General features: G+C 73.0%; 23 protein-coding genes. 16 read left to right on the top strand and 7 right to left on the bottom strand.

The window, feature by feature from the left end:
• The first annotated feature begins 63 nt into the window (after positions 1-63).
• Positions 64-1,500: a CCA tRNA nucleotidyltransferase gene (locus BN6_RS41285; RefSeq protein WP_015105840.1), complete on the top strand. Its 1,437-nt coding sequence runs from the start codon at positions 64-66 to the stop codon at positions 1,498-1,500.
• A gap of 95 nt (positions 1,501-1,595) precedes the next feature.
• Positions 1,596-1,865, top strand: coding sequence for a helix-turn-helix domain-containing protein (locus BN6_RS41280; RefSeq protein WP_015105839.1), 270 nt, complete (start codon positions 1,596-1,598; stop codon positions 1,863-1,865).
• Between the two features lie 35 nt (positions 1,866-1,900).
• Here the strand turns inward: BN6_RS41280 and BN6_RS41275 are convergent, their stop codons facing one another.
• Complete coding sequence (locus BN6_RS41275; protein ID WP_015105838.1) at positions 1,901-3,193, bottom strand: MFS transporter; 1,293 nt, start codon at positions 3,191-3,193, stop codon at positions 1,901-1,903.
• Between the two features lie 234 nt (positions 3,194-3,427).
• Here BN6_RS41275 and BN6_RS41270 point away from each other — a divergent pair, with 234 nt between their 5' ends.
• The gene (locus BN6_RS41270; protein WP_041315751.1) at positions 3,428-4,009 is read left to right on the top strand and encodes a YqgE/AlgH family protein; all 582 of its coding nucleotides are present in this window, start codon (positions 3,428-3,430) and stop codon (positions 4,007-4,009) included.
• A gap of 29 nt (positions 4,010-4,038) precedes the next feature.
• Here BN6_RS41270 and BN6_RS41265 read toward each other — a convergent pair whose 3' ends face one another.
• The gene (locus BN6_RS41265; RefSeq protein WP_231904898.1) at positions 4,039-4,437 is read right to left on the bottom strand and encodes an SdpI family protein; all 399 of its coding nucleotides are present in this window, start codon (positions 4,435-4,437) and stop codon (positions 4,039-4,041) included.
• Between the two features lie 109 nt (positions 4,438-4,546).
• Here BN6_RS41265 and BN6_RS41260 point away from each other — a divergent pair, with 109 nt between their 5' ends.
• The 3 genes from BN6_RS41260 to leuS all read left to right on the top strand — a co-directional run bounded on the left by BN6_RS41260 (position 4,547) and on the right by leuS (position 9,728).
• Entirely contained in the window at positions 4,547-5,638 is a 1,092-nt protein-coding gene (locus BN6_RS41260) for an esterase-like activity of phytase family protein (RefSeq protein ID WP_041315750.1), read from the top strand.
• Positions 5,639-5,813: 175 nt separating this feature from the next.
• On the top strand, positions 5,814-6,812 hold the full coding sequence (locus tag BN6_RS41255) for an esterase-like activity of phytase family protein (protein ID WP_015105834.1): 999 nt from the start codon (positions 5,814-5,816) through the stop codon (positions 6,810-6,812).
• 144 nt (positions 6,813-6,956) lie between these two features.
• The gene (leuS, locus tag BN6_RS41250) at positions 6,957-9,728 is read left to right on the top strand and encodes a leucine--tRNA ligase (RefSeq protein ID WP_015105833.1); all 2,772 of its coding nucleotides are present in this window, start codon (positions 6,957-6,959) and stop codon (positions 9,726-9,728) included.
• A gap of 121 nt (positions 9,729-9,849) precedes the next feature.
• Here the strand turns inward: leuS and BN6_RS41245 are convergent, their stop codons facing one another.
• Together BN6_RS41245 and BN6_RS41240 are read right to left on the bottom strand one after the other, a co-directional pair.
• Entirely contained in the window at positions 9,850-10,053 is a 204-nt protein-coding gene (locus tag BN6_RS41245) for a DUF397 domain-containing protein (protein WP_015105832.1), read from the bottom strand.
• A complete protein-coding gene (locus BN6_RS41240) occupies positions 10,050-10,937 on the bottom strand; it encodes a helix-turn-helix domain-containing protein (protein WP_015105831.1) in 888 nt (295 codons plus the stop codon). The genes BN6_RS41245 and BN6_RS41240 overlap by 4 nt, the downstream gene beginning before the upstream one ends.
• Before the next feature lie 251 nt (positions 10,938-11,188).
• Here BN6_RS41240 and BN6_RS41235 point away from each other — a divergent pair, with 251 nt between their 5' ends.
• Positions 11,189-11,692 carry a hypothetical protein gene (locus BN6_RS41235; protein WP_015105830.1) on the top strand — a complete coding sequence of 168 codons (504 nt, stop codon included), beginning with the start codon at positions 11,189-11,191 and terminating at the stop codon, positions 11,690-11,692.
• On the opposite strand, the gene BN6_RS41230 is transcribed toward BN6_RS41235, so the two are convergent.
• Positions 11,679-12,419: a TetR/AcrR family transcriptional regulator gene (locus BN6_RS41230; protein ID WP_015105829.1), complete on the bottom strand. Its 741-nt coding sequence runs from the start codon at positions 12,417-12,419 to the stop codon at positions 11,679-11,681. The two genes, BN6_RS41235 and BN6_RS41230, sit on opposite strands and share 14 nt — an antisense overlap.
• A 123-nt stretch (positions 12,420-12,542) precedes the next feature.
• On the opposite strand from BN6_RS41230, the gene BN6_RS41225 reads away from it, so the two are divergent.
• Positions 12,543-14,651 carry an MMPL family transporter gene (locus BN6_RS41225; RefSeq protein ID WP_015105828.1) on the top strand — a complete coding sequence of 703 codons (2,109 nt, stop codon included), beginning with the start codon at positions 12,543-12,545 and terminating at the stop codon, positions 14,649-14,651.
• Between the two features lie 97 nt (positions 14,652-14,748).
• Here BN6_RS41225 and BN6_RS42835 read toward each other — a convergent pair whose 3' ends face one another.
• Positions 14,749-15,744 (bottom strand): YncE family protein, encoded by a 996-nt coding sequence (locus BN6_RS42835; RefSeq protein WP_051075910.1) that lies wholly within the window; start codon positions 15,742-15,744, stop codon positions 14,749-14,751.
• Between the two features lie 287 nt (positions 15,745-16,031).
• Positions 16,032-17,972, bottom strand: a complete 1,941-nt coding sequence (locus BN6_RS41215) for a DUF2339 domain-containing protein (protein WP_015105826.1) — start codon at positions 17,970-17,972, stop codon at positions 16,032-16,034.
• Positions 17,973-18,116: 144 nt separating this feature from the next.
• Between BN6_RS41215 and BN6_RS41210 the strand changes: the two genes are divergently transcribed.
• The 8 genes from BN6_RS41210 to BN6_RS41175 all read left to right on the top strand — a co-directional run bounded on the left by BN6_RS41210 (position 18,117) and on the right by BN6_RS41175 (position 26,068).
• Positions 18,117-19,121, top strand: a complete 1,005-nt coding sequence (locus BN6_RS41210) for a LacI family DNA-binding transcriptional regulator (RefSeq protein ID WP_231904896.1) — start codon at positions 18,117-18,119, stop codon at positions 19,119-19,121.
• Entirely contained in the window at positions 19,111-20,553 is a 1,443-nt protein-coding gene (locus BN6_RS41205; RefSeq protein ID WP_015105824.1) for a sugar ABC transporter ATP-binding protein, read from the top strand. Before BN6_RS41210 ends, BN6_RS41205 begins: the two co-directional genes overlap by 11 nt.
• Positions 20,550-21,512 (top strand): ABC transporter permease, encoded by a 963-nt coding sequence (locus tag BN6_RS49435; protein ID WP_015105823.1) that lies wholly within the window; start codon positions 20,550-20,552, stop codon positions 21,510-21,512. The genes BN6_RS41205 and BN6_RS49435 overlap by 4 nt, the downstream gene beginning before the upstream one ends.
• Positions 21,513-21,535: 23 nt before the next feature.
• Positions 21,536-22,456: a substrate-binding domain-containing protein gene (locus BN6_RS49430; protein WP_015105822.1), complete on the top strand. Its 921-nt coding sequence runs from the start codon at positions 21,536-21,538 to the stop codon at positions 22,454-22,456.
• Positions 22,457-22,469: 13 nt separating this feature from the next.
• The gene (locus BN6_RS41190) at positions 22,470-23,327 is read left to right on the top strand and encodes a ribokinase (protein WP_041315746.1); all 858 of its coding nucleotides are present in this window, start codon (positions 22,470-22,472) and stop codon (positions 23,325-23,327) included.
• The gene (rbsD, locus tag BN6_RS41185) at positions 23,324-23,713 is read left to right on the top strand and encodes a D-ribose pyranase (RefSeq protein ID WP_015105820.1); all 390 of its coding nucleotides are present in this window, start codon (positions 23,324-23,326) and stop codon (positions 23,711-23,713) included. The genes BN6_RS41190 and rbsD overlap by 4 nt, the downstream gene beginning before the upstream one ends.
• 91 nt (positions 23,714-23,804) lie before the next feature.
• Positions 23,805-24,458: an isochorismatase family cysteine hydrolase gene (locus BN6_RS41180; protein WP_015105819.1), complete on the top strand. Its 654-nt coding sequence runs from the start codon at positions 23,805-23,807 to the stop codon at positions 24,456-24,458.
• A gap of 68 nt (positions 24,459-24,526) precedes the next feature.
• Positions 24,527-26,068 (top strand): outer membrane protein assembly factor BamB family protein, encoded by a 1,542-nt coding sequence (locus BN6_RS41175; RefSeq protein ID WP_015105818.1) that lies wholly within the window; start codon positions 24,527-24,529, stop codon positions 26,066-26,068.

The following is a 26,068-nucleotide window of genomic DNA, read 5'->3' as shown; positions in this document are numbered from 1 at the left end:
GCGGAGCGGGTGCTGTTCATTGCGTGACGGATCAAGTGCGCCTTACCAGTACGCTGGCTCTTCGTGTCCGAATCGAACGTGTCCACCGACGTGGTGGAGCTGCTGAGCGCCTTCCCCGTGGCCGATGAACTGGCCGGGCGGTTCGCCGCCGCGGGCCACCGGCTGTACCTGGTCGGCGGCAGCGTGCGGGACGCCCTGCTGGGGCGGCTGGCCGGCGCGTTCGACCTGGACTTCACCACCGACGCCCGGCCGGCCGCGGTGCAGAAGCTGCTGTCCGGGTGGGCCGAGGCGATCTGGGACACCGGCATCGCGTTCGGCACGGTCGGCGCGACCAAGCACGGCCAGACCGTCGAGATCACCACGTTCCGCGCGGACGCCTACGACGGCGTGACCCGCAACCCCGAGGTGACCTTCGGCGACACCGTCGAGGGCGACCTGGTGCGCCGCGACTTCACCGTCAACGCGATGGCGTTCGACCTGGTCGCCCGCGAGCTGGTGGACCCGACCGGCGGTCGGGCGGCGCTGGCCGCGGGGGTGCTGGACACCCCGGCGACGCCGCAGGAGTCCTTCGGCGACGACCCGCTGCGGATGCTGCGCGCCACCCGGTTCGTCTCGCAGCTCGGGTTCACCCCCGCGCCCCGGGTGGTCGAGGCGATGACGTCGATGGCGGGCGAGCTGGCCCGGATCACCCCCGAGCGGGTGCAGGCGGAGTTGTCCAAGCTGCTCACCGGCGCGCGCCCGCGCGCGGGCATCGAGCTGATGGTGGCCACCGGGCTGGCCGACGTGGTGCTGCCGGAGCTGCCCGCGATGAAGCTGGAGATCGACGAGCACCACCAGCACAAGGACGTCTTCCACCACTCGCTGGTCGTGCTGGACCAGGCGATCGACCTGGAGGAGACCCCCGAGCCGGACCTGGTGCTGCGGCTGGCCGCGCTGCTGCACGACATCGGCAAGCCGGACACCCGGCGGTTCGAGGAGGGCGGCGGCGTCTCGTTCCACCACCACGAGGTGGTCGGTGCGAAGATGGTCCGCAAGCGCTTGCGGGCGTTGCGGTACTCCAAGGAGGTGGTCGAGGACGTCGCCCAGCTCGTGTACCTCCACCTGCGGTTCCACGGCTACGGCACTGGCGGGTGGACGGACTCGGCGGTGCGCCGGTACGTGACCGACGCCGACCACCTGCTGTCCCGGCTGCACAAGCTGGTGCGGGCCGACTGCACTACCCGCAACCGGCGCAAGGCCAACGCCCTGCAACGCACCTACGACGAGCTGGAGCGCCGGATCGACCGGATCGCCGCCGAGGAGGACCTGCGCCGGGTGCGGCCGGACCTGGACGGCAACGAGATCATGCGGCTGCTCGGCCTGCCGCCGGGACCGCAGGTCGGGCGGGCCTGGAAGTTCCTCAAGGAGCTGCGGCTGGACCGCGGGCCGCTGGAGCACGACGAAGCCGTGGCGGAGCTGATCGCGTGGGCGCGCTCGGAGGGAATCGAACCGCCGGCGTGACTGATGGCTGAATCACCCGCTTTCCGTTAGCCAAGTGACACGCAGTTGCGGGACCATGACTGTGTGCGTCGGACGCACACTGGGGGTGGTTTCGGATGAACACGTGGGGTTTGTCGGCCGAGGGATGCACGCGGGAACAGGGGCTGGCCGCGCTGAGCGACCAGCAGCGGGCGGTGCTGCGCTGCCTGGCGCGGGGCCTGGCCGACCACGAGATCGCGCGGGTGCTGGCGGTCAGCCAGCGCCAGGTCGGGGCGGTCGTCACCGAGATCTTGCGGGCCCTCGACCTGCGCGACCGGATGGCCGCGGTGGTCTTCGCGCACGAGACCGGGATCATCCGGCTGCCCGTGCCCGGCGGCCCCGGTTAGCGCGACCGGTTGGCGCGGCCGGTTGGCGCGGCCGGTCAGCGCGACCGGCGGTGGAGCAGCAGGTAGGCGACCGCGCCGAGCAGGTAGGCGAACGCCGCGGCGACGATCAGGCCGGGCGAGCGGCCGTCCAGGGGGACGACGGCCGCGGCGGCCGAGATCGCCACCACCTGCATGATGTTGAACAGCGTGTCGTAGAGGGCGAACACCCGGCCGCGGACCTCGTCGCCGATGTCGCCCTGCACCGACGCGTCCACGCACAGCTTGACCACCTGGCCCGCGAAGGTCAGGAAGAACGACGCGCCCAGGATCGTCGGCAGCACCATCGGCAGGCCCAGCGCGAGCTGCGCGGCGGCGGCCAGGCCGAGCGCGCCGCAGATCGCACCCGTGCGGCCGAACACGTCCACCAGCCGGTCGGTCACCAGGCCCGCGACCAGCAGGCCCGCGCCACCGGCCAGGGCGACCTCGCCGAGACCGGCCATCCCGGCCCTGAGCGGGCCGAAGTCCTCCAGCCCGTTGCGCATCAGCAGCAGGGTGAGCAGCAGGGACGCCCCGAACGCGGCCCGGTGGGCGAGCAGCGCGGCCAGCGACGCGGCCACCGAGGGCGCGCGCCAGGCGGCCCGGCCGCCGTCGAGCAGGCCCCGGGCCACGGCGGTCATCGTGCGGCTCGGCTCGTCCACCTCGTCCGGGCCCAGCGCGCCCCGGCGGAACCGGGCCGCCAGGAACGCCGCGACCAGCGGGCCCGCCACCGCGCACGCCGTCGTCCACGCCGACCCGCCGTCGCCCGCGCCGAACAGCTCGCGCAGGCCGACCGCGCAGCCCGCGCCGAGCACGGTGGTCAGCGACCCGAGCGTGGTGACGAACGCGTTCGCCTCGACCAGGTGGTCCGGCTCGACGACGTGCGGCAGCGACGCGGACAGGCCGGAGCCGACGAACCGGCTCACCCCGGTCACGAACAGCGCCGCCGCGTAGAGCGGCACACCGTCCAGCCCGAACCCGACCGCACCGGCCGTGAGCAGGATGAACACCGCGCGGGTGAGGTTGGCCACGAGGAGCACCCGGCGGCGGTCCCAGCGGTCGAGCAGCGCGCCCGCGAACGGGCCGACCACCGAGTACGGGAGCAGCAGCACCGCGAACCCGGCCGCCACCGCCAGCGGGTCGGCGTGCCGCTCGGGGTTGAACAGGACGGCCCCGGCCAGCCCCGCCTGGAACACCCCGTCGCCCCACTGGCCGACCAGCCGGGTCGCGAAGAGCCTGCGGAAGTCCGCCGTCGCCAGCAGCCTGCGGGCGCCGAGGTGGTGCTTCGCCGTGGCGGGACCGGCAGTCGTCACCTCGCGAGCCTATGCCTTGACAACCCAGAAGGCCGGACCCGCGTGGGTCCGGCCTCCTCGGGCCAGGCGCCCGGTCGCCTCTCGGCGGGTTGCGCTACGCGGCTCCAGCCGGACGGTATTCCGCGAAGGCAGTTTATGTTGGGCCCGGGGGACTCGATGGCGCCTGACGGTTCGTACAACGACAACGGTAACCCGGATGTTCCGCTCCCGGTGTGATGTGCGTCGTCTGGGATCATGGTGCCCGTGCGTCCTGATGCGGAAGTCGAACCGGGTTCCCTGCTGGTCGCGGCACCGAGCCTGACCGACTCGAACTTCCGCCGCACGGTGGTCTACATCATCGACCACCGCGGCGAGGGCACCCTGGGTGTCGTGCTCAACCGGCCCAGCGAGGTCGCCGTGCACGACGTGCTGCCGGCGTGGGGCCCGCACGCGACCCGGCCGCAGGCGGTCTACATCGGCGGCCCGGTGCAGCAGAAGACGGCCCTGTGCCTGGCGGCCCTGCGCACCGGCGAGGACCACGGGGCGCTGGAGGGCGTGGTGAACGTGCACGGCCCGGTGGCCCTGATCGACCTGGACTCGGACCCGGACGCGCTGGTCGAGAAGGTGCGTGGGCTGCGGGTGTTCGCGGGCTACTCGGGGTGGGGCGAGGGCCAGCTGGCGGGCGAGATCGAGCGCGGCGACTGGATCGTGGTGCCCGGCCTGCCCGACGACGTGCTGACCCCGCCGAACGTCGACCTGTGGGGCCGGGTGCTGCGCCGCCAGGGGATGCCGACGGCGCTGCTGGCCACGTTCCCGGTGGACGTCCGCCGCAACTAGCGATCAGCGGCCCGCCGGCGACCTCCTGGTCAGGCGCGCTGGAGCACGCCGCACGCGCCGGCGCACGCGCAGCCGCCGCAGCCGGAGGTCTCGGGCTCGGGCAGCGCCTCGGCCGCGCGGTGGCCCAGCACGCCGCCGGCCGCCGCGATCACCAGCGAGCCGACCAGCCCGATCAGGCCCACGACCAGCGCGGTCGACGGGTTGACCGCCACCGCCGCCGCTGTGACCAGGGCGATCGCGCCGGCCACCGCGGTGGGCACCGCGGCGACCTTGTTGGCGAGGGTGAACGCCTCGTCGTCACGCAGCGTGGCCTTGGTGCGCACCCCGAAGAACCGGTTGCGCCGGAGCCGACCGCGCAGCCCGAGGACGCCGACGACCCCGAGTGCGGCACCGACCAGCCCCAGGACGACAAGCAGCACGATGTTCACACCGTCGAGGGTAAGCGCGGCCGCCGGCCGGGAACGCACCAGGTCCGCCGAACGGGGTCACCCGACTGAGCGCTATCGCGTGGATCACCACCCCGGCAGGCTCGGCCCCATGAGATTTCGATCTTGTCTGACCGCCGCCGCGCTGGTCGTCACCGCGGTCGTGGCCGCCGCGCCGGCCGCCGCGGCCGCCCCGCAGGCCCGTTACCTCGGCTTCGCCACGCTCCCGCACAAGGTCGCCTTCCAGGGCACCACCGTGGGTGGCCTGTCCGGCGTCGACCGCGACCCCCGCACCGGCGAGTACGTCCTGATCAGCGACGACCGCTCGAACATCAACCCGGTCCGGACCTACACCGCGCGGCTGGACGTCGACGCGACCGGCGTGCACGACCTCGCGCTCACCGGCACCACCCCGCTGCGCCGCCCGGACGGCAGCACCTACCCGGCCAACGCCGTCGACCCCGAGGACGTCCGGGTCGACCCGCTGACCGGCGACTACTGGTGGTCCCAGGAGGGCAACCGGTCCGCGACGCCGATCCAGCCGTCGATCGAGCGCTCGTCCCGCGCCGGCGCGCACCGCTCCACCCTCCCGCTGCCCGCGAACTACGCGATCACCCCGGACGCGGGCCCGCGCGGCAACCGCGCGCTGGAGGCGATCACGTTCGACGCGGCCGGCCTGCTGCTGACCTCGATCGTGGAGGGTCCGCTGCTGGAGGACGGCGAGGAGTCCACGACCGAGCGCGGCTCGGTGGCCCGGATCACCGTGCAGAGCCGGCTCGGGCATGTGCTCTCCCAGCACGTGTACCCGCTGGAGCCGCTGTTCGCCGCGCCCGAGCCCGGCCCCTGGGGCCCGGACACCGGGGTGCCCGCGATCCTGGCCGACCCGCAGCGCCCCGGCCACTACTTCACCCTGGAGCGGAGCTGGGTGCCCGGCTCGGACTACAAGGTGCGGCTCTACGAGATCGACCTCTGGGGCTCGACCGACGTGAAGGGCGTGCGCAGCCTCCAGGGCGCGGACGCCAAGCCGGTGCGCAAGAAGCTCGTCGCCGACCTGGACGACTTCCCGCTGCCGCTGATCGACAACGTCGAGGGCCTGGCCTGGGGCCCGCGCCTGCCCTCCGGCGAGCGCACGCTGGTGCTGGTCAGCGACGACAACTTCGCCGCCGAGGAGGTCACCCGGTTCATCGCGCTGGCGATCCGGTGAGGTCCGGGCCGACAGCGTCCGACCACCTCGCGGAACCGCGCCCGGTGGCGGAAGGGCCGCCCGACGACGAGTGATCCCAGGCCCGACCGCGTGAGCCGCCCGTCGAACCACCAGCGGGCGGCTCACCCACCTCCGGGTTCACCGGCCGGACACCCTGGTCTGGTCTGCTGGACGCATGCTGCGGACCGCGCTCGTCCCCGCCCTGATCCTCGCGCTGCTCCCGGCGCAGGCCGACGCCGCGCCGGGGGTGCGGTTCGTGGCCGAGCACGTCCTCGCCCCCGGCACGACGGTCGGGGGCACGACGGTCGGCGGCCTGTCCGGGCTCGACCGCGACCCGTGGACCGGCCAGTACGTCCTGATCAGCGACGACCGCGCGGCCGCCCGGTTCTACACCGCGAAGATCTCGGCGCGGGGCGTGCCGACGTTCACCGCCGTGCACCGCCTGCGCAACGCCGAGGGCGTGCCGTACCCGGCGAACACCGTCGACCCGGAGGACGTCCGGGTCGACCCGCGCACCGGGCACTACCTCTGGGTGCAGGAGGGCGAGCGCAACGGCGGCACGCTCATCGACCCGTCCGTGCGGGAGGCGACCCGGGACGGCGGGTTCGTCCGCGAGCACGTCCTGGCCGACAACCTGAAGATGCGCCCGGACTCCGGCCCGCGCCGCAACGAGGCGTTGGAGGGACTGGCCCTGTCACACGGACGGGTGATCACGGCCGTCGAGGGGCCGCTGCTCCAGGACGGCCCGCCCGCCGACCACACCCGCGGCGCGGTCTCCCGGCTCACCGTGCAGACCCCGGACCGGGTGCTGGCCCAGTACGTCTACCGGCAGGAGCCGGTGTTCGCGCCGGGCGGCGGCACCGGTGTCGCCGCGGTGCTCCCCCACCGGGACGGCCTGCTGGTGCTGGAGCGCTCGTTCGTCCCGGGCGTGGGCAACAAGGTCCGGCTGTTCGAGGCCACCGCGCACGGCGCTGCGAACGTCAAGGACAAGCCGTTGGACGGGGCGAAGCCGATGCGCAAGAAGCTGCTCGCGGACCTCGCCGACTTCCCGCTCAGCCGGGTGGACAACGTCGAGGGCATGGCCTGGGGACCGGGCGGCACGCTGCTGCTGGTCTCCGACGACAACTTCTCGCCCGCGCAGGTCACCCAGTTCATCGTGCTCGCGCTGCGCTGATACCGTTGCTGCCATGAGCACGGCCCGCCTGCTCCTTAGCTAGCCGCGCCGACCCCCACGGGTCAGCGCGGCAACCCCTCATGCCTGTCCTGGGCTGGGGGGTTTCGTCATGTCAGGGGCCGGCAACCGAAGGGAAGACCCGAGATGAGCACCGACGCGTCCGAGACGCCCGCCTTCCGCTACACCGCCGAGCTGGCCGGCGGCATCGAGCGGCGGTGGCAGCGGGAGTGGGAGGAGCGCGGGACGTTCCACGCGCCCAACCCGGTCGGGCCGCTGCGGGGCGAGGTGCCGGCCGACAAGCTGTTCGTGCAGGACATGTTCCCGTACCCGTCGGGCGCGGGCCTGCACGTCGGGCACCCGCTGGGCTTCATCGGCACCGACGTGTTCGCCCGGTACCACCGGATGACCGGCCGCAACGTGCTGCACACCATGGGCTTCGACGCGTTCGGCCTGCCCGCCGAGCAGTACGCCGTGCAGACCGGGCAGCACCCGCGCGCCACCACCGAGGCCAACATCCAGACCTACCTGCGGCAGATCCGCCGGGTCGGCCTGGGCCACGACGAGCGCCGCCGGATCTCCACGATCGACCCGGGCTACTACAAGTGGACCCAGTGGATCTTCCTGCAGATCTTCAACTCCTGGTTCGACGACGAGGCGAAGAAGGCCCGCCCGATCGCCGAGCTGGAGGCGCGGTTCGCCGACGGCACGCGCCCCACGCCGGACGGCCGGCCGTGGGCCGAGCTGACCGGCGCGCAGCGGGAGCAGGTGCTGGGCGGCTACCGGCTGGCCTACCTGTCCGAGGCCCCGGTGAACTGGTGCCCCGGGCTGGGCACCGTGCTGGCCAACGAGGAGGTCACCGCCGACGGCCGCAGCGAGCGCGGCAACTTCCCGGTGTTCCGGCGGTCGCTGCGGCAGTGGATGATGCGGATCACCGCCTACTCCGACCGGCTGATCGACGACCTGGACCGGCTGGACTGGCCGGAGAAGGTCAAGTCCATGCAGCGCAACTGGATCGGCCGCTCGCACGGCGCGCGGGTGCGGTTCGCGGTGGGCGGGCACGACATCGAGGTGTTCACCACCCGCCCGGACACGCTGTTCGGCGCGACCTACGTGGTGCTGGCCCCGGAACACCCGCTGGTGGACGAGATCGCCGCCGCCGACCGGGTGGGCGCGATCGCCGAGTACCGCCGCGCGGTGGCCCGCAAGTCGGACCTGGACCGGCAGGAGAACAAGGAGAAGACCGGCGTCTTCACCGGCGCGCACGCGGTGAACCCGGTGACCGGCGCGGAGATCCCGGTCTACGTCGCCGACTACGTGCTGATGGGCTACGGCACCGGCGCGATCATGGCGGTGCCCGGCCAGGACCAGCGCGACTGGGACTTCGCCACGGCGTTCGACCTGCCGATCATCCGGACCGTGCGGCCGCCCGACGGGTTCGAGGGCGAGGCGTACACCGGTACCGGACCGGCGGTGAACAGCGGGTTCCTGGACGGGCTGGACGTCGCCGAGGCCAAGAAGACGATCATCGCCTGGCTGGAGGAGCACGACCGGGGCGAGGGCACCGTGCAGTTCAAGCTGCGCGACTGGCTGTTCTCCCGGCAGCGGTACTGGGGCGAGCCGTTCCCGATCGTCTACGACGAGGCCGGCACGCCGATCGCGGTGCCCGAGTCGATGCTGCCGATCGAGCTGCCCGACGTGGACGACTACTCGCCGCGGACCTTCGAGCCGGACGACGCGAACTCCGAGCCGTCGCCGCCGCTGTCCCGTGCGGGCGAGTGGGTCGAGGTCGAGCTGGACCTGGGCGACGGGCCGAAGAAGTACCGCCGGGAGACCAACACCATGCCCAACTGGGCGGGGTCGTGCTGGTACCAGCTGCGGTACGTCGACCCGACGGAGACCGAGCGGTTCGTCAACGCCGAGAACGAGCGCTACTGGCTGGGGCCCCGGGCCGAGCACGGCGCGAACGACCCGGGCGGCGTCGACCTGTACATCGGCGGCGTCGAGCACGCGGTGCTGCACCTGCTGTACTCCCGGTTCTGGCAGAAGGTGCTGTTCGACCTGGGCCACGTGTCCGGTGACGAGCCGTACCGGCGGCTGTTCAACCAGGGCTACATCGAGGCGTACGCCTACCGCGACGAGCGCGGCACGCCGGTGCCGGCCGAGCAGGTCGAGGAGCGCGACGGCAAGTACTTCTTCGAGGGCGCCGAGGTCAAGCGCGAGTACGGCAAGATGGGCAAGAGCCTGAAGAACGTCGTGACGCCGGACGACATGTGCGACCGGTACGGCGTGGACACGTTCCGGCTCTACGAGATGTCGATGGGGCCGATGGACGTCTCCCGCCCGTGGGCGACCAAGGACGTCGTGGGCGCGCAGCGGTTCCTGCAACGCCTGTGGCGCAACCTGGTTGACGAGGAGACCGGCGCGCTGCGGGTCACCGACGAGGAGCCGGCCGAGGACGCGCTGCGGCTGCTGCACAAGACGATCGCGGGCGTGCACGACGACTACGCGAACCTGCGCTACAACACGGCGGGCGCGAAGCTGATCGAGCTGAACAACTTCGTCACCAAGCACTTCCCGGGCGGCGCGCCGAGGGCGTTGGCCGAGCCGATGGTGCTGCTGCTGGCCCCGCTGTGCCCGCACGTGGCCGAGGAGCTGTGGGCGAAGCTGGGGCACGCGGAGTCGTTGGCGCACGGGCCGTTCCCGCGCGCCGAGGAGAAGTTCCTGGTCGAGGACACCGTGGAGTACCCGATCCAGGTCAACGGCAAGGTCAAGGCCCGCGTGGTGGTGGCCGCGTCGGCGTCGCCGGACGAGGTCAAGGCGGCGGCGCTGGGCGACCCGAAGGTGGCCGAGCTGCTGACCGGTGAGCCGCGCAAGGTGATCGTGGTGCCGGGCCGGCTGGTGAACGTGGTGCTGTGAGCCGACTGCGGGGCACCCCGGCTACCTCGCGGTAGTGGGAGTGCCCCGCAGTCGGTGCGTATGCCGCCTTTGGTGCGACTGGGTCCCGGCGACTGTTCGCGACTGGGCCGGGGTGCCTGGGTCAGCCTCGGTTGTCGGACTTGTGCTGGTGGGTTCCGGTGAACGCGGCGAACGCGCGTGCCGGGAATAGCAGGATGGCGCTCGCGTCGCCGAGCTTGCTGTCGCGTACGCCTACGGTCGTCTCGTCGGCACGGGTGCCGATCTCGACGCACTGACCGTTGGTGGCTGATCGAGTCGACTTGCGCCAGGACCACGTGGTGGTCATCTCTTCAACTCCTCGCGGATGCTGCCGATCATCGACGCCGAGTCCGGTTCGGGGAGCGCCAACTCCAGCAGCCGCCCCGCCACGGCGGCGTACTCGTCTATGTCCTCGACATTATCGCGGTACCGGCCGCCGATCCGGTCCTCCACGTAGACGACTCCGGGATCGCGGGCGATGGGGAACTCCATGATGGTGAACGGTCCGTGCAGCGCCGGGTGCACGCCTGCGGTGTAGGGCAGCACTCTGATCGAGACGTTGGGCCGTTGCGCTGCGGTGAGCAGGTGATCCAGTTGGCGGCCGAGCACCAGCGGGCCGCCGATCTGCCGGCGGAGAACGGCTTCGTCCACCACCGCGACCAGCTCCAGCGGGGATTCCGCGCGGTCGAGGACGTCCTGTCGTCGTATCCGCAGGTCGAGCCGCCGGCGGAGCTCGTCGTCGGAGAGCGTCGTGTCGTGGCCCCGGAGCAACGCCTCGGCGTAGGACTCGCACTGCAACAGGCCGATCGAGGCCATGGCGTCGTAGGTCAGGATGCGGCTCGCACCCTGCTCCAGACCGAGGTAGAGGTCGAAGCCGGGCGGCAGCGTCATCGACTCGTCGGGCTCGAACACCGGGGTTGTCGTCCTGGCCTGGACGATCAGTTCCTTGAAGCCCTCGACCAGGTCGGCGGCACCGTAGAACGGCAGCAGGATCTCGACGTCGGTGAGCTTCGGTAGGTTGCGGCCGGACTCGAAGTGGGCGATGCGCGCCTTGGAGTTGTCCAGCCGCTTCGCGGCGTCGGCCTGGCTCAGGCCGACGGTCCCGCCGGCCAGGACGACGGACTCGCGCAGACGCCGCAGCTCGAACGCGATGTAGCGGCGCAGCACGGTGGGCGTGGTCGTTAACGCCATGGGACACCTCTTCACCCGATCGGATACCTAGCCCAGTAACCGATTACGTCGTAATCTGATACTACGAGCAAGGTTACATCCACGACGGCCGGGCACACGTTCCCACGGGGCCGATTCCCCGATCGAGAAGGGCCGGGGCGCCGCGTTCCGGATCTGGTGGCGGGTCGGGGGCACCAGGTGGCCGGTGGTGAATCGAGAGGAGCCGACGTGATCGTGAAGGTGCACGGCGAGGCGGGACCGGTGGTGGAACCATGACGTGGGCGCAAACCCGGATCGTGACGAGCTTGGGGCTCCACCTGGACGACAGCACGAGTGTCGACCTGAGGGCCGGTCAGGAGTCGTCGGCGTTCCTGACCATCGGCAACGGCATCGAGATCACGTTGAGCACGTCGCACGTGCGGACGCTGTTCGAGCAGGCGGCGGACGTGCTGGGCGACATCGGGCAGCTCGAACGGGCGGGGCGGGTGCTGGAGGACGCCTACCACGCCGGTGCCCAGGCGCGGACCGCCGGTGAGTCGGCCGCGCGCCAGGCCGAGGTCGCCGGCCGGGCCGGTGCGCACGAGCAGGCCGACGCGGCGCGGGAGGCGGCCAGGAACGCCGACGACGCCGCCGGACGCGCCCAGGCTGCGGTGCGGATCGCGTCGGAGGCGATGGACGTGGCCGACGACGCGGCGGCGAAGGCCAGGCAAGCGGCCACAACGGCGGCCGAGGCGGCTCTGTCGGTCGTGTGCGATGACCCCGTTACGCGTCGGTGAAGCCCATCTCGCCGAGGATCTGGGCGAGCATCGAGTCGAACATCGGCTCCGGGTTGGCCACCGCGAACGGGAAGCGGCCGAACACCTCCAGCGCGACGTGCCCGTAGAGCCGGACCCAGGACTGGGTGATGTGGTAGACCGCGCTCAACGGCAGCAGGTCGGTGTCGGCCGGCACGCCGCGCGCGCCGACGGTGTCGATCAGGACCTGCTGGAACACCGTGAGGTCGGCGTGCAGTGACTCGGGCACGTCGCCGCCCTGGTCGTGGTGCGCGGAGTGGCTCGCGATCAGCCGCCCGGCCACCTCCAGGAAGACCCGGCCGAACTGGTCGCCGACCTGGCGGCGCTCGTCCGGGCCGCACGCGCCGAGCGTGGTCTCGGTGGAGGCGAACACCAGCGCGAACTCCTGCGGGTGCGCGAGCGCCCAGCGGCGGAAGCCCCGGCACACCGCGTAGACCTGCGCGGTCACGTCGTCCTCGGGGATCCGGGCGAGGCCGGTGTTGAGCTCCAGGGCGAGGTCGGTGCAGATGTCGTCGGCCAGGTGGTGCAGCAGGTCCTCGCGCGAGTCGTAGTACCGGTAGAGCGCGGGGGCGGTGATGCCCAGCTCGCGGGCGATCGCGCGCAGGGTGACGGCGTCCCGGCCGTGTGCCACGAGCAGGGCACGCGCCTGGCGGCGGATGTCACGCTCCGTCTCGGCCCGGAGGCGCTCTCGGCGGGTGGCCTCGGTCATATGTCACCCCATCGGGTTGTGAACGGTGTTCACCGGTTGTACGTTCGGCCTGGACTTCAGTGAACGGCGTTAACAAAGTTGACGCCATTCACGCCACCGTAACGCATCAGCCTGGGAGGACGCGTGTTCGCGAACTGGGGATCGCTGGCGTACCGCCGCCGCTGGGTGGTGCTGATCGCGACGGTGGTGCTGGCGGTGGCCGGCGGCGTGTGGGGGCTCGGCGTCTTCGACAAGCTCAGCCAGGGCGGCTACGACGCCCCGTCGAGCGAGTCCGCGCGCGCCAACCAGGTGGCCCAGGACGCGTTCGGCCGGCAGGGCGGCGACGTGGTCGTGGTCTACGACACGGTCGACCCGGCCCAGCTCGGCCGGATCTCCGAACACCTGTCCGGGCTGCCGCAGGACGCCGTGCTCCAGGTGCAGCCGCCGCTGCCCTCCGCCGAGGCCGGCAAGTCGCTGGTTGCGATCACGTTGCGCGGCAGCGACTCCAACACGCACGTCAAGCAGTACGAGCAGATCGCCGACCGGCTGGCGGTCGACGGGGTGACCCAGCAGGTCGGTGGGCTGGTGCCGACCCAGAAGGCGATCAACGACATGTCGGCGTCGGACATGGCCAAGGCGGAGGCCGTGTCGCTGCCGATCGTGCTGATCCTGCTGGTGATCATCTTCGGCGGCCTGGTCGCCGCGTCGCTGCCGGTCGCCGTCGGCGGCCTGTCCATCATGGGCTCGCTCGGCGTGCTGCACGCGGTGTCGCTGGGCACGGAGGTGAACTCGTTCGCCGTCAACGTCGCCAGCCTGCTCGGCCTGGGCATGGCGATCGACTACGGGTTGTTCATGGTCGGCCGGTTCCGGGAGGAACTGGCCGCCGGGCGCAGCACCGAGGACGCCGTCAAGCGGACCGTGCTGTCGGCCGGCCGCACGGTCGCCTTCTCGGCCACCCTGCTGGTGATCGCGCTGTCCGGGCTGCTGCTGTTCCCGCACGGGTTCCTCAAGTCGCTCAGCTACGGCGGCATGTCCGCGGTCGCGATCGCCGCGCTGGTGTCGCTGACCCTGCTGCCCGCGCTGCTGGGCATCCTCGGCCACCGGGTCGACAAGCTGTCCGTGCCGTGGCGGCGCGACAAGGTGCCCTCGGAGCAGGGCTGGCGCAAGCTCGCCGGCCGGGTGATGAAGCGGCCCGTGCTGTTCGCGCTGCCGATCGTCGGCGTGCTGGTGGCGCTCGGCGCGCCGTTCCTGGGCGTGCAGTTCGGCGAGGTCAGCGAGAAGGTGCTGCCCGAGGGCAACGCCGCGCGGGTCGCCGCCGAGACGGTGAACCGGGACTTCGCCGGGCTCGCGTCCGGCGGGATGAAGGTCGTGCTCACCGGCGACCCGGCGCAGGCCGACGTGCAGGCGTTCATCGCCGAGGTCGGGGACGTGCCCGGCGTCGGCGAGGTCCGGATCGGGGCCGAGCCGAACAACGGGGTGTGGCTGCTCAACGCCGGGCTGGAGCACGACCAGCTCTCCGACGAGTCCAAGCAGGCGCTCAAGGACGTCCGCGCGCTCGCCCCGCCCGGCTCCGGCGAGGTGCTCGTCGGCGGCAGCACGGCGATGGTGTCCGACAGCCTGGACGCCATCAAGGACAAGCTGCCGTGGATGGTGCTGCTGCTGGTCGGCGCGACGTTCGTGCTGATGTTCCTGGCGTTCGGCTCGGTCCTGCTGCCGATCAAGGCGGTCGTGGTGTCGGCGCTGTCGCTCTCGGCCACCTTCGGCGTGCTGGTCTGGGTGTTCCAGGACGGCCACGGGGCGTCGCTGCTCGGCGTCACGCCCGCGCCGCTGGAATCCGGGATCGTGGTGCTGATGGCCGCCATGGTGTTCGGCCTGTCCACCGACTACGAGGTGTTCCTGCTGTCCCGCATGGTCGAGGCGCGCGGTCGCGGCGCGTCCACCGAGGAGGCGGTGACGGCGGGCCTGGCCAAGACCGGGCGGGTGATCACCGCCGCCGCGCTGCTGCTGATCGTGGTGACCGGGGCGTTCGCGTTCTCCCAGATCACGATGATGCGGTTCGTCGGCGTCGGGATGATCCTGGCCCTGGCGCTGGACGCCACGGTGGTCCGGATGCTGCTCGTGCCGGCCGTGCTCAAGCTGCTCGGCGACGCCGCGTGGTGGGCTCCCGGGCCGTTGCGCCGGATCCAGGAGCGGCTCGCGATCCACGAGGACGCGCCGCCGGTCGAGGAGGAGCGGGTGCCCGCCCGGGTCTAGCCGCCCGGGTCCAGCCGGGCGGCTCTGTCCGGCCGGACGGGGCTGCCGGACGGGGCTGCCGGACGGGGCTGCCGGGCAGGGCTGCCGGGTGGGGGTGCTAGCCCGGCGGGGGTTCGAACGCGACGGCCGTGGCTTCGACGCCGCGGCCGTCGTCGTTGAGGCCGCTGAGGTGGAAGGTCGCCAGCACCGAGTTGTCCGCGCTGTCCAACAGGGTCGTGGTCTTGCCCGCGGCCAGGAAGACCCGGCGGTCGCCGGGGGCGATGGCCAGGCCCTTCACGGCGAGGTCCAACGTGGACGTGGTCCCGGTGGCGGTGTCGAGCACCGCCACGGTCCGGTCCAGCGCCACGTAGACGTGCCGGCTGTCCGGGGTCACCGCGACGCTGCCCGCGCCCTGCCCCACCGGCATGGACCACACCGCCTTGCGCGTCCTGGCGTCGATCGCGGTGATCGTGCCGGGCTTGTCGCCCAGGTGCAGCGAGCTGACGTAGACCAGGCCGCCGTCCGGCGCGAAGGCGACCTGCTGCGGCAGGCCGCCCAGCTCGACGGTGGTGATCACCGAGGCGGACTTGGTGTCCACGACGCTGACCGTGCCGTCCTGCGCGTTGGCCACGTACAGCTCCTCGCCGTCCGGCGCGATCGCGATGCCCTGCGGCTGCCGGCCCACCCGCGTCACCGCCAGCACCCCCAGCGGCTCCGGCCGGAGCACGGCGACCATCCCGCTCCCGGTGACGTACAGGCGTTCCCCGTCCGGGCTCAGCACCGCCTGCGCCAGCTGGACACCCGTGTCGATGCGGTCCACCACGCCCGCACCGGGTTCGAGGGCCGTGACGGCGCCGGCCCAGCCGTTGACCACGTAGACCCGGCGGCCTTCCGCCGACACGGCCGCGCCCGTCGTCCACGCGCCCGTGTCGTCGTGCGTGAGGACCGCGCCGGTGTGGGTGTCCAGCACCTGGACCAGACCGCCGCGGGCGATCACGTACGCCTTCTGCACCTGCGCGCCGGCCACCGTGACGATGGTGGGTGCGGGGATCTGGAAGGCGAGCGTGCAGCAGACGAGGACCGCGATGCCGAGGACCGCTCGTCGGATGGCCATGCACAAATCGGAACACCTGTCGACGGGACCGGCGAGCGTGGTCCTACCGTCGAGTGACTTTCTCGCTGGAACGGGTGACACCTGCGGCGCGTCGAGTCGACTGCCGCCCGCGACGGCGGGGCGGGCGGCAGCGCCCGCCCCCACAAGTGCGTCCGGCGCCGGTCGCTCGGGGGGCGAAACGACCGACGCCGGACTCCTGCCGGTGCTGTGCACCGGTGGCCTGTTCCCCCGACGACGTAGAACTACCACCAGGTTGACGCAAGGTGGGGCGTTTTGGATCCCGAGTGCTACGAATTGGCCGAAATTCGTCGCGTTGCCACCAGCTTGGCGTAACGGGTGCCCGCCGTCAGCAGGACCAGGCCGGCCCCGATGAAGGCCAGCACCCGGGCGATCCCGTCGAGTGCGGACAGGTCGAAGAGCAGCAGTTTCGCCACCGCCGCACCGACCAGGACCAGCCCCGCGACCCGCAGCGACCGGACGTCGATGCCCCGGACCAGCAGCACCAGCGCGGCCACCGTCCACGACACGGTGACGACCGTGTGGCCGAACAGGAATCCGGTCACGCTCTGCGACACCGACAGCGCACCGCACATCACCACGCCGGCCGCCGCGTACAGCACGACCAGCCCGATCCCGATCCACGGCGCGGGGTGCCGCGCGAGCACCCCGAGCCGGGCCGCCGCCCAGGCCAGGACGACCGCCAGCACCAGCAGCACGACCGAGGTCAGCAGCCCGGTGAGCAGCCGGCCGGTGCCGATCTGCTCGGCCTGCTGGACGAGCAGCAGTCGCAGCGGCACCACGTGCGCGGTGGTCAGCACCAGCCCGACCCCGCCGAACAGCGCCGCGCCGAGCAGCGACCCGCGCGATTGCAGCCGGGTCGCCAGCACCGCCAGCACCAGCGCCTCCCCCAGCACGACCGCCGCGCGCGGGCTCGCGTCGAGCGCCACCGTCGTGGTGACGAACAGCGCGAACACCCCGACGCCGGCGACTCCGGCGGCGAACGGCGCGGGCAGCGACTTGCGGCCGAACAGCCACAGCGCCAGCATCAGCGCGGCGATCACGCCCGCCAGGCCGGCGGCCCAGGTCCGGTCCAGCACGGCGGTGGTGAGCAGCGCGGGCAGCGGCGAGCCGATCGCCAGGCCCAGGGCAGTCCGGTCGTCGGGGCGGACCCGGGCGGTCAGCACCGCCGCGGCCACGCCGACCACCGCGGCGGCCAGCGCGATCACCGAGAGCACCACCTGGTCCTCGGTCCGGCCGAGGGCGAGCACGGTGGCGACCAGCGGCGGGACACCGGCCGTGACGGCGAGCGCCGGCCAGTTCCGCTTGAGGTGCACCGGGCTCGCGGCCATCTTCAGCACCAGCAGGAACGCCACCAGCAGCGGGGTGAACCCGGCGGTCAGGACCGGCGCGCAGACCGCGCCCGCGCCGACCACGCCGACCGCGAACGCGACCGAGTCCCAACGCATCGCCAGCAGCAGACCGCCGGCCGCGACGGCCAGCCCGGCCGCCAGGCCCGCGCCCTCCGGCAGGTAGTCGTAGATCGAGGTGGCGGCGACGACGTCGAGGTAGAGCACCGCGAACCCGGTGGCGGCGACGGCGAACGCGCCGGTGCGCGCGGTCTCGGTGCGGTGCAGCCGCAGCGCGATCCCGATCAGCGCCGCGCCGAGCAGCGCGCCGCCGACCACGCGCGGCACCGGGCCCAGGTAGCCCCGCTGCACGGCCAGGACCAGCAGCATCACCACGCCGAGCAGGGTGACCGCGCCACCGACCCAGGCCAGCAGCCTGCTGCCCGCGCCGGGCTTGCTCAGCCGGTCGAACAGCGTGGTGCGCGGCGGGCGCGGGGCCACCGGCACACCGCTCCACGGCGCCGGCCCGGCCTGCGGGAACGGCGGTTGAAGCGGTTGCGGCATCGGCTGCTGGGGGGCGGGGTGCTGGGGGGTCGGGTGCTGCATCGGGTGGGGCCACGCCGGCGGCGGGTACGCGGGCTGCCCGTAGCCGGACCCGGTCGCCCCGGCCCACTGTGGCGCGGCCATCACCGGAGTCGGGGCGGGCGCGGTGGGTGCGGGCGCGGCGGGTGCGGGAGTCGGGACCGGGGTGGCGGCGGGCTCGGGTGGGGTGGTGGTCGTCGGGGTGCGGACGGCCCGCAGCTCCACGCCCACCGCTTCCAGTCGGCGACCGAGGTGGCCGAGTTCTTCCGCCAGCTTGAGCAAGGGGTCCGGTCCGGTCATGTGACCAGGTTCGCCTCGATCGGGGGTATCCGGATCCGTACCTCTACTCAACCGGGCGTACCGAACAGGTCACGGGCGCTGAATCGAAACACTTGACAACGCCCCCTGTGTAACCGATTAACTAACCCCTGTAATCGATACCACGTGACCGAGGAGGTGCGCAGCGTGACCACGATCAAGGACGTCGCGCAGCACGCCGGCGTCTCGACCGCGACCGTGTCCCGCGTCCTCAACGGCCACGCCGCGCCCACCGAGGAGACCCGGAGCCGCGTCCTGGCCGCCGTCGACGAGCTCGGCTACCGGCCGAACGCGCTGGCGCGCAGCCTGCGCACCACCGCCACCACGACGCTCGGCCTGGTGATCAGCGACCTGGTGAACCCGTTCTTCGCCGAGATCGCCCGCGCGGTCGAGGAGGAGGCCCGCGCGCACGGCTACTGCGTGATCGTCGCCAACGCCGACGAGTCCGCCGACCAGCAGGCCACCTACGTCCGCACCCTGCTCGACCGCCGGGTGGACGGCCTGCTGGTGTGCCCGGCGACCGACGACCCGTCGTGGATCGCCGAGGTCGAGGCCGCGGACGTGCCGCTGGTCCTGCTGGACCGCACGGTGGAGGGCGCGGCCTGCCCGGTGGTCCGCGCGGACGGCGCGCAAGCGCTCGCGGACCTCGCCGACGCGCTGCGGGCCGCCGGCCACCGCCGGGTCGGCGTGATCGCCGGCCCCGCCGACACCAGCACCGGCCGGGAGCGGCTGGAGCAGTTCGGCCGCGGCGGGCTGGACCTGGCGGTCGTGCACGGCGACTTCCGCCGGGAGAGCGGGGCCCGTGCCGCCGCCGAGCTGCTCGACCTGCCCGACCGGCCGACCGCCCTGGTCGCGATGGACAACCTGATGGGCCTGGGCGCGCTCGAAGAGCTGCGCCGCCGCGAGCTGAAGGTCCCGGCCGACGTGGGCCTGGCCGTCTACGACGACCAGCCGTGGTTCCCGCTGCTCGACCCGCCGATCACGGTCGTCGCCCAGCCGACCGTGGAGATGGGCCGGGCCGCCGCGCGCAGCCTGCTCGCGCTGATCGCGGGCGAGCAGCCGGCCGACGTCCGGCTCAGCGCGCGCCTGGTGGTGCGCGGCTCCTGCGGGGAGGCGACCGGTGCTGCTTAGCGCCCGGGGCATCACCAAGAGCTTCACCGGGGTCAAGGCCCTCGACGGGGTGGACTTCGACGTGCGGCCGGGCGAGGTGCACGTCCTGCTCGGCGAGAACGGCGCGGGCAAGTCCACGCTGGTCAAGATCCTCGCGGGCGTCCACGCCCCGGACCGTGGAACGGTGCACCGCGCACCGGGCACCCGGCTCGCGGTGATCCACCAGGAACTCGCCCTGGTCCCCCGGCTCTCGGTCGCGGAGAACCTGTTCCTCGGCCGCCCGCCGCGCCGGTGGGGATTTGTCGACAAAGCGCGAATGCGACACGACGCCCGGCGCCTGCTGGACCGGGTCGGCCTCGCGGTGGACCCGGACACCCCGGTCGGCGACCTCGGCATCGCCGGGCAGCAGATGGTCGAGATCGCCCGCGCCCTCGACCTCGACGCCCAGGTGCTGGTGCTGGACGAGCCGACCGCCGTGCTCACCGACACCGAGACCGACCGGCTGCTGGGCATCGTGGCCGGCCTGCGCGAGCAGGGCGTCGGCCTGGTGTTCATCACCCACCACCTCGACGAGATCCGGCGCGTCGCCGACCGGATCACCGTCCTGCGCGACGGCCGCAGCGTCGGCACCCTGCCGCGCGGCGCGACCGTCGAGCGGATGATCGAGCTGATGGTCGGCCGGACCATCGCCGAGCAGTACCCGCGCCGCCGCGAGCGGCCCGGCGAGGTCTTGCTCTCGGTCGAGGGCCTGACCCGCGCCGGCGCGTTCCACGACGTGTCGTTCCAGGTCCGCGCCGGTGAGGTGGTCGGCATCGCGGGCCTGGTCGGCGCCGGCCGCACCGAGGTGGTGCGCGCGGCGTTCGGCGTCGACCGCTACGACTCGGGCCGGGTCGAGGTCGCCGGCCGCCCGCTGCCCGGCCACGACGTGGGCGCGGCGCTGCGGGCCGGGCTCGGCCTGGTCCCCGAGGACCGCAAGGGCCAGGGCCTGGTGCTCACCTCGACCGTCGGCGACAACCTCGGCCTGGTCACCCTGCGCACCACCGCCCGGTCGGGCCTGGTGGACCGGGTCGGCCAGCGCCGGCGGGCCCGGGAGATGGCCGCCGCGCTGCGCGTGCGCACCGCCGGGCTGGACCGGCCGGTCGGCGAACTCTCCGGCGGCAACCAGCAGAAGGTCGTCATCGGCAAGTGGCTGATGGCCGACCCGAAGGTGCTGGTGCTCGACGAGCCGACGCGCGGCGTGGACGTCGGCGCGAAGGTCGAGATCTACGAGCTGGTCAACCGGATGACCGCGGCCGGCCGCGCCGTGCTGCTGGTCTCCTCCGACCTGCCCGAGGTGATCGGGATGAGCGACCGGATCGTGGTGATGGCGCACGGCCGGGTGGCGGGCGAGCTGCCCGCCGGCACGACCCAGGACAAGGTGATGGCGTTGGCGGTTCAGGAGTTCCAGGCATGAGTTCCACTGTGGACGGTCGTCCGACCCCGTCGGTGCGCGGTGTCCTGGCGGACAACGGCGCGCTCGCGGGCCTGCTGGTGATGGTGGTGGCGCTGTCGATCCTCGCGCCGTCGTTCCTGAGCACCCAGAACCTGCTCAACGTCGGCGTGCAGGCCGCCGTGGTCGCGGTGCTGGCGTTCGGCTCGACGTTCGTCATCGTCTCCGGCGGCATCGACCTGTCGGTGGGCAGCGTGGCCGCGCTCTCGGCGATGGTCGGCGCGTGGTCGTCGGCCGAGGCGGGCCTGCCCGGACCGCTCGCGCTGCTGGTCGGCCTGCTGACCGGCGTGGTCGCGGGCCTGGTCAACGGGGTGCTGGTGGCCTACGGGAGGTTGCCCGCGTTCATCGCCACGCTGGCCATGCTCAGCGTCGCGCGCGGCCTGACCCTCGTGGTGTCGCAGGGCAGCCCCACCGAGACCCCGGACGTGGTCGGCTTCCTGGGCTCCAACCTGACGCCGTACCTGCCGATGCCGCTGCTGGTGATGCTGGTGTTCTTCGGCATCACCGGGTTCGTGCTGTCCCGCACCTACTCCGGCCGCGCGATGTACGCCATCGGCGGCAACGAGGAGGCCGCGCGGCTGTCCGGCATCGACACCCGCCGGCAGAAGCTGGTCGTCTACGCGCTGTCCGGGCTGTTCGCCGCGGTCGCCGGGATGCTGCTGGCCGGCCGGCTGTCCTCCGCGGGCCCGCAGGCCGCCGTCGGCTACGAGCTCGACGCGATCGCGGCCGTGGTGATCGGGGGCGCGTCGCTGTCCGGCGGCGTCGGCCGGGCCACCGGCACGCTGGTCGGCGCGCTCGTCCTGGCCGTGCTCCGCAACGGCCTCAACCAGTTGCAGGTGTCGCCGTTCTGGCAGCAGGTCGTGATCGGTTCGGTGATCGCGCTGGCCGTGCTGCTGGACACCCTTCGCCGCCGCACCCGATGAACCCGATGAGAGGAACCCCCAAGATGAAGCTCCGCGGTGTCGCCGCGCTGTCCGCCCTCGCCCTCGGGCTGGCCGCGTGCGGTTCGGGGACCGAGGCCGGCGGCGGTGGTGGGGACATCACCATCGGGCTGGCCGTCTCGACCCTGGACAACCCGTACTTCGTGGCCCTCAAGCAGGGCGCGGAGAAGGCCGCCGCCGAACTGGGCGTGCGGCTGACCGTGGTGGACGCGCAGAACGACGCCACCAACCAGGTCAACCAGGTGCAGACGTTCACCACCCAGGGCGTCCGGGCGATCATCATCAACCCGGTCGACTCCAAGCAGGCCGGGCCCGCCGCCAAGGCCGCCGAGAACGCCACCATCCCGCTGGTCGCGGTGGACCGCTCGGTGGACGACGGCAAGGTCGCCTCCGAGGTGGCCTCGGACAACGTGCAGGGCGGCACGCTCGCCGCGATCGAGCTCGGCCGCGCCACCACCGGCGAGGTCGTGCACCTGCAGGGCATCCCCGGCGCGTCCGCCTCGCGCGACCGCGGCCGGGGCTTCGAGCAGGGCCTGAACTCCGGCGGCATCAAGGTCGTCGCCAGCCAGCCCGCGGACTTCAACCGCGCCAAGGGGCTCGACGTGATGACCAACCTGGCGCAGGCCAACCCCGGCATCAAGGGCGTGTTCGCCGACAACGACGAGATGGCGCTCGGCGCGATCAAGGCGCTCGGCGACCGCGCCGGCAAGGACGTCCAGGTGGTCGGGTTCGACGGCACCCCGGACGGCCTGAAGGCGATCGAGGAGGGCACCCTGGCCGCCACCATCGCGCAGCAGCCCGACGTGCTCGGCCGCAAGGCCGTCGAGCAGGCGGTCAAGGCGGCGAAGAAGGAGCCGGTGCAGGAGGTCGTCGACGTCGAGGTCAAGGTTGTCACCAAGAAGAACCTCGCCGAGTTCAAGAAATGACGGTGTCGCTGACGTGACGGTACTGGTGCTCGGCTCGGCCAACGCGGACCTCGTCGTCGCGGTCCCCCGCCGCCCCGGCGGCGGCGAGACGGTGCTCGGCGGCGACACGGTGGTGATGCCCGGCGGCAAGGGGGCCAACACCGCGGCCGCCGCCGGGCGGCTGGGCTGCGCCGTCGCGCTGGTCGGCGCGGTCGGGCCGGACCAGTACGGGGACCTGCTGGTGCGGTCGCTGGCCGAGGCGGGGGTGCGGACCGACCTGGTCCGCACCTCGGACCGGCCGACGGGGCTGGCCTACATCACCGTGACGCCGGACGGCGAGAACTCGATCGTCGTCGCACCGGGCGCGAACTCGGACGTGTCGGAGTCCGATGTGGACGCTCTGGCGTGGGACGGCGTGACGGTCCTGGTGTGCTCGCTGGAAGTCCCGTTGGCAACCGTGGTGCACGGGATCTCGGTAGCGGCCTCTCGTGGGGCGAGGCCGGTGCTCAACCTGTCCCCGGTGACCGAGGTGCCGGCGGCGACGCTGGCGCTGCTGGACCCGCTGATCGTCAACGAGCACGAGGCGCGGGAACTGGCCGACACGTTCGAGGGCCTGCTCGACCTCGGCCCGCGCTCGGTCGTGGTGACGTTGGGCGCGCGCGGCGCGGCCGTGGTCACCGCGTCCGGCGTGGTCGAGGTGCCCGCGCCGGCCGTGACGCCGGTCGACACCACCGGCGCGGGCGACGCGTTCGCCGGTGCCCTGGCCGCCGGGCTGGCGGCGGGCCAGTCGCTGGTCGAGGCCGCCCGGTACGCGGCGCGGGTCGCGGCGACCTCGGTGACCAGGCCGGGCGCGCAGCCGTCCTACCCCGGGCCGGACGAGGTGCTCGAATGAAGCGGGCGGGCATCCTGCACCCCGGGCTGAACGCCGAACTGGCCCGGCTCGGGCACACCGACGAGGTCGTAGTCGCCGACTGCGGCCTGCCGATCCCGCCCGGCCCGGCCGTGGTGGACCTGGCGTTCACCTTCGGCGTGCCGACCTTCCTCCAGGTGCTCGACGGCGTGCTGGGCGAACTGGTGGTGGAACGGGCGCTGGTGGCCACCGAACTCGACGAGCGCAACCCGTCGTGCGCGGCGGCGCTGGCGGGGCGGCTGCCGCTGATCGACCGGGTCGACCACGACGGGTTCAAGGGACGGGTGGCCCAGGCCCGGTTGGTCATCCGGACGGGCGAGGCGACGCCGTACGCCAACGTCCTGCTGCGGTGCGGCGTGCCATTCTGAGTGCGCTGCCGGCGGATCCGGGTCCACCGCTCGCGGATTCGGGTCTACCGCTCGCGGATCCGGGTCCACTGCTCGCGGACGGGGGTGGGTTGTGCTGCACGACTGGCGGATCGAGCCGCGCGAGTACGCCCGTCAGGAGAGCCGGCGCGGCAGCCGGCACGCCTACCGCGAGCTGACCGCCCGGCGCACCGCCCTGGTCGTGATCGACATGGTGCCGTTCTTCGTGGAGGCCAACCCGTACTGCCGGGGCGTGGTGCCCAACATCGCCCGGCTCGCGGGCGGGGTGCGCGCGGCGGGCGGGGTGGTGGCCTGGGTGCTCCCGGCGGCGGTCGGGCCGTCGGACTGGGCGGTCGGGTTCTACGGCCCCGCGGTGGCGGCGGTGTTCGCGGCGGCGGGTGGAACCGGGCGTCCCGAGGACCGGTTGTGGCCCGAACTGCCCGTGCGGGACGAAGACCTGGTCGTGGAGAAGACCGCACCGAGCGCGTTCTTCCCCGGCCACTGCCCGTTGCCGGACCGGTTGCGCGCGCTGGACGTGGACACGGTCCTGATCACCGGGACGGTGACGAACGTGTGCTGCGAGTCGTCGGCGCGGGATGCGAGCACGTTGGGGCTGCGGGTGGTGATGGTCGCCGACGCCAACGCGGCCCGCCGCGACCAGGACCACAACGCCACTCTGCACACCGTGTACCGGTCGTTCGGCGACGTGCGGCCGACGTCCGAGGTGCTCGACCTCATCACGGGCTGACCCGGAATGTCCAAGGTCGGCGGGATGCCGCGGTGGAACGCTCGTAGTCGGCGGCGCGTCGCAGGGGTGTGCTGCGCTTCCTGGTGGTCGTCGGTGCGGGGTGCGCGGTCGTCGCGCTGTTCCTGCCTCTGCCCTACGGCCGGCCGGAGGCGATCGACTACCCGCTGATCGTGCCGGTGGGTGTGGTCGTCGCGGCGGCGGTCGGTGCGTTGCGCGGGTGGAAGGTCTTGTCCGTCGTCGCGGCGGTGATGGTGCTGGTCGCGGTGTCGGCGGCCGTCGTGATGGACGTGAAGAGTGGTCTGCCTGGGGTCGACCTGCCGGTTCTGGCGTTGGGTGCGCTGGCGGTCGCGGTCGGCGGGGTGGCGGCAGGGCCCGGGGTGCCGTGGTGCGGGCAAGTGGTCGGCGTAGTCGCGGGCGTGGTCGTGGCGGGTGCGGCGGTGGTCGCGCCGGGCGTGGCCGACGCGGCGGCGGTGCGGTCCGTGGTCGGTGCGGCGCAGTCGCCGGCGGACCCGGTCCAGCGGCCCGGTGGGCGGCGGTGGGACTGGAGACCGTCCTCGCCGGTCACCGAACTCGTCGCGGCCGGGCGCGGGGTCGCCGTGGCCATGGCGAACGGCGTGATCGTCGGCCTGGACGGGACGAGCGGAGCCGAGGTGTGGCGCTACGAGCGGCGCGGCAACACGATCGGCGGGCTGGTTGGGTCGGCGGACGGGCGCACGGTGCTGGCGACGTTCCAACGCGACCACCGCGCCCCGAAGCGGCTGCTCGTGGTGCTCGACGCGGTGACCGGAGCGGTCCGGTCCGAGCGGGTGGTCGGCACGCTCAGCACCGACAACCTGAAGGCCGGCACGACCGTCTACCTGGTCGACGGCAGTTCCACGATCACCGCCCACGACCTGGTGACCGGCGAGCCGCGCTGGCGGTGGACCGGGGTGGACGGCTGCGGCGGGCCGGAGGCGGACGTCGCCGGTGTCGGCCGCGACCGGGTGTCGCTCACGCTCAACTGCGGCGACCGGTTGGCCGTGGTGGGCCTGGACGAGGCCACCGGCGAGGAGCGCTGGCGCACCGAGGTGCCGCTGGTCGCCGAGCGCGGCTCGGTGCGGCGCAGGGTCGAAGCCGAGGCGACCACGGACGGTTCGGTCGTCGCCGTGCGGATGGTCGGCGAGAAGCTGCCGGCCGACGCCATCACCAACGGCCTGGTGGACGCCGCGACCGGCCGGGTGGTGCGGCTGGCCGGCCCGGCGACGTCGGTCGTCGTGACCGCCGGCCCGGTGCCGCTGATCAGGGACCGGGATTCGGCCCGGGTGACGAACGTGTGGTCGGTGGACCCGGCCACCGGCGCGACCACCGCGCTGGACGCCGGGATCTGCGAGACCCACCGCGCCGAGGCCACGACCGCCGCCACCTACCTGCGGATCTGCTACGGCCGCGATACGGGGCTGACCGTGGTCACCCAGGACCTCACGGGCGGCCCACCGTCGGTGATCCCGCTGGAGCGCTTCGGCCCGGCCGGCGGGATCGACTCGCGGATCGTCGTCGGACCGGGCGCGGTGGTGATGACCGGGTCGTCGTCGTGGACCGACCCGTCGCCGGTCGTCGGGTTCGCGAACTGA

Source organism: Saccharothrix espanaensis DSM 44229 (assembly GCF_000328705.1).
Classification (GTDB): Bacteria; Actinomycetota; Actinomycetes; order Mycobacteriales; family Pseudonocardiaceae; genus Actinosynnema; species Actinosynnema espanaense.
Note: the sequence above shows the minus strand (reverse complement) of the source record. Positions and strands in the feature narration are given on the sequence as shown.

Bases quoted from the DNA above. Each gene is read 5' to 3' on its own strand.
- BN6_RS41230 (WP_015105829.1), bottom strand. From the start codon at position 12,419: ATGACCGAGGCCACCCGCCGAGAGCGCCTCCGGGCCGAGACGGAGCGT.
- BN6_RS41255 (WP_015105834.1), top strand. From the start codon at position 5,814: ATGCTGCGGACCGCGCTCGTCCCCGCCCTGATCCTCGCGCTGCTCCCG.
- BN6_RS41240 (WP_015105831.1), bottom strand. From the start codon at position 10,937: ATGGCGTTAACGACCACGCCCACCGTGCTGCGCCGCTACATCGCGTTC.
- BN6_RS49430 (WP_015105822.1), top strand. From the start codon at position 21,536: ATGAAGCTCCGCGGTGTCGCCGCGCTGTCCGCCCTCGCCCTCGGGCTG.
- BN6_RS41280 (WP_015105839.1), top strand. From the start codon at position 1,596: ATGAACACGTGGGGTTTGTCGGCCGAGGGATGCACGCGGGAACAGGGG.
- BN6_RS41245 (WP_015105832.1), bottom strand. From the start codon at position 10,053: ATGACCACCACGTGGTCCTGGCGCAAGTCGACTCGATCAGCCACCAAC.
- rbsD (WP_015105820.1), top strand. From the start codon at position 23,324: ATGAAGCGGGCGGGCATCCTGCACCCCGGGCTGAACGCCGAACTGGCC.
- BN6_RS41235 (WP_015105830.1), top strand. From the start codon at position 11,189: ATGACGTGGGCGCAAACCCGGATCGTGACGAGCTTGGGGCTCCACCTG.
- BN6_RS41215 (WP_015105826.1), bottom strand. From the start codon at position 17,972: ATGACCGGACCGGACCCCTTGCTCAAGCTGGCGGAAGAACTCGGCCAC.
- BN6_RS42835 (WP_051075910.1), bottom strand. From the start codon at position 15,744: ATGGCCATCCGACGAGCGGTCCTCGGCATCGCGGTCCTCGTCTGCTGC.
- leuS (WP_015105833.1), top strand. From the start codon at position 6,957: ATGAGCACCGACGCGTCCGAGACGCCCGCCTTCCGCTACACCGCCGAG.
- BN6_RS41270 (WP_041315751.1), top strand. From the start codon at position 3,428: ATGGTGCCCGTGCGTCCTGATGCGGAAGTCGAACCGGGTTCCCTGCTG.
- BN6_RS41260 (WP_041315750.1), top strand. From the start codon at position 4,547: ATGAGATTTCGATCTTGTCTGACCGCCGCCGCGCTGGTCGTCACCGCG.
- BN6_RS49435 (WP_015105823.1), top strand. From the start codon at position 20,550: ATGAGTTCCACTGTGGACGGTCGTCCGACCCCGTCGGTGCGCGGTGTC.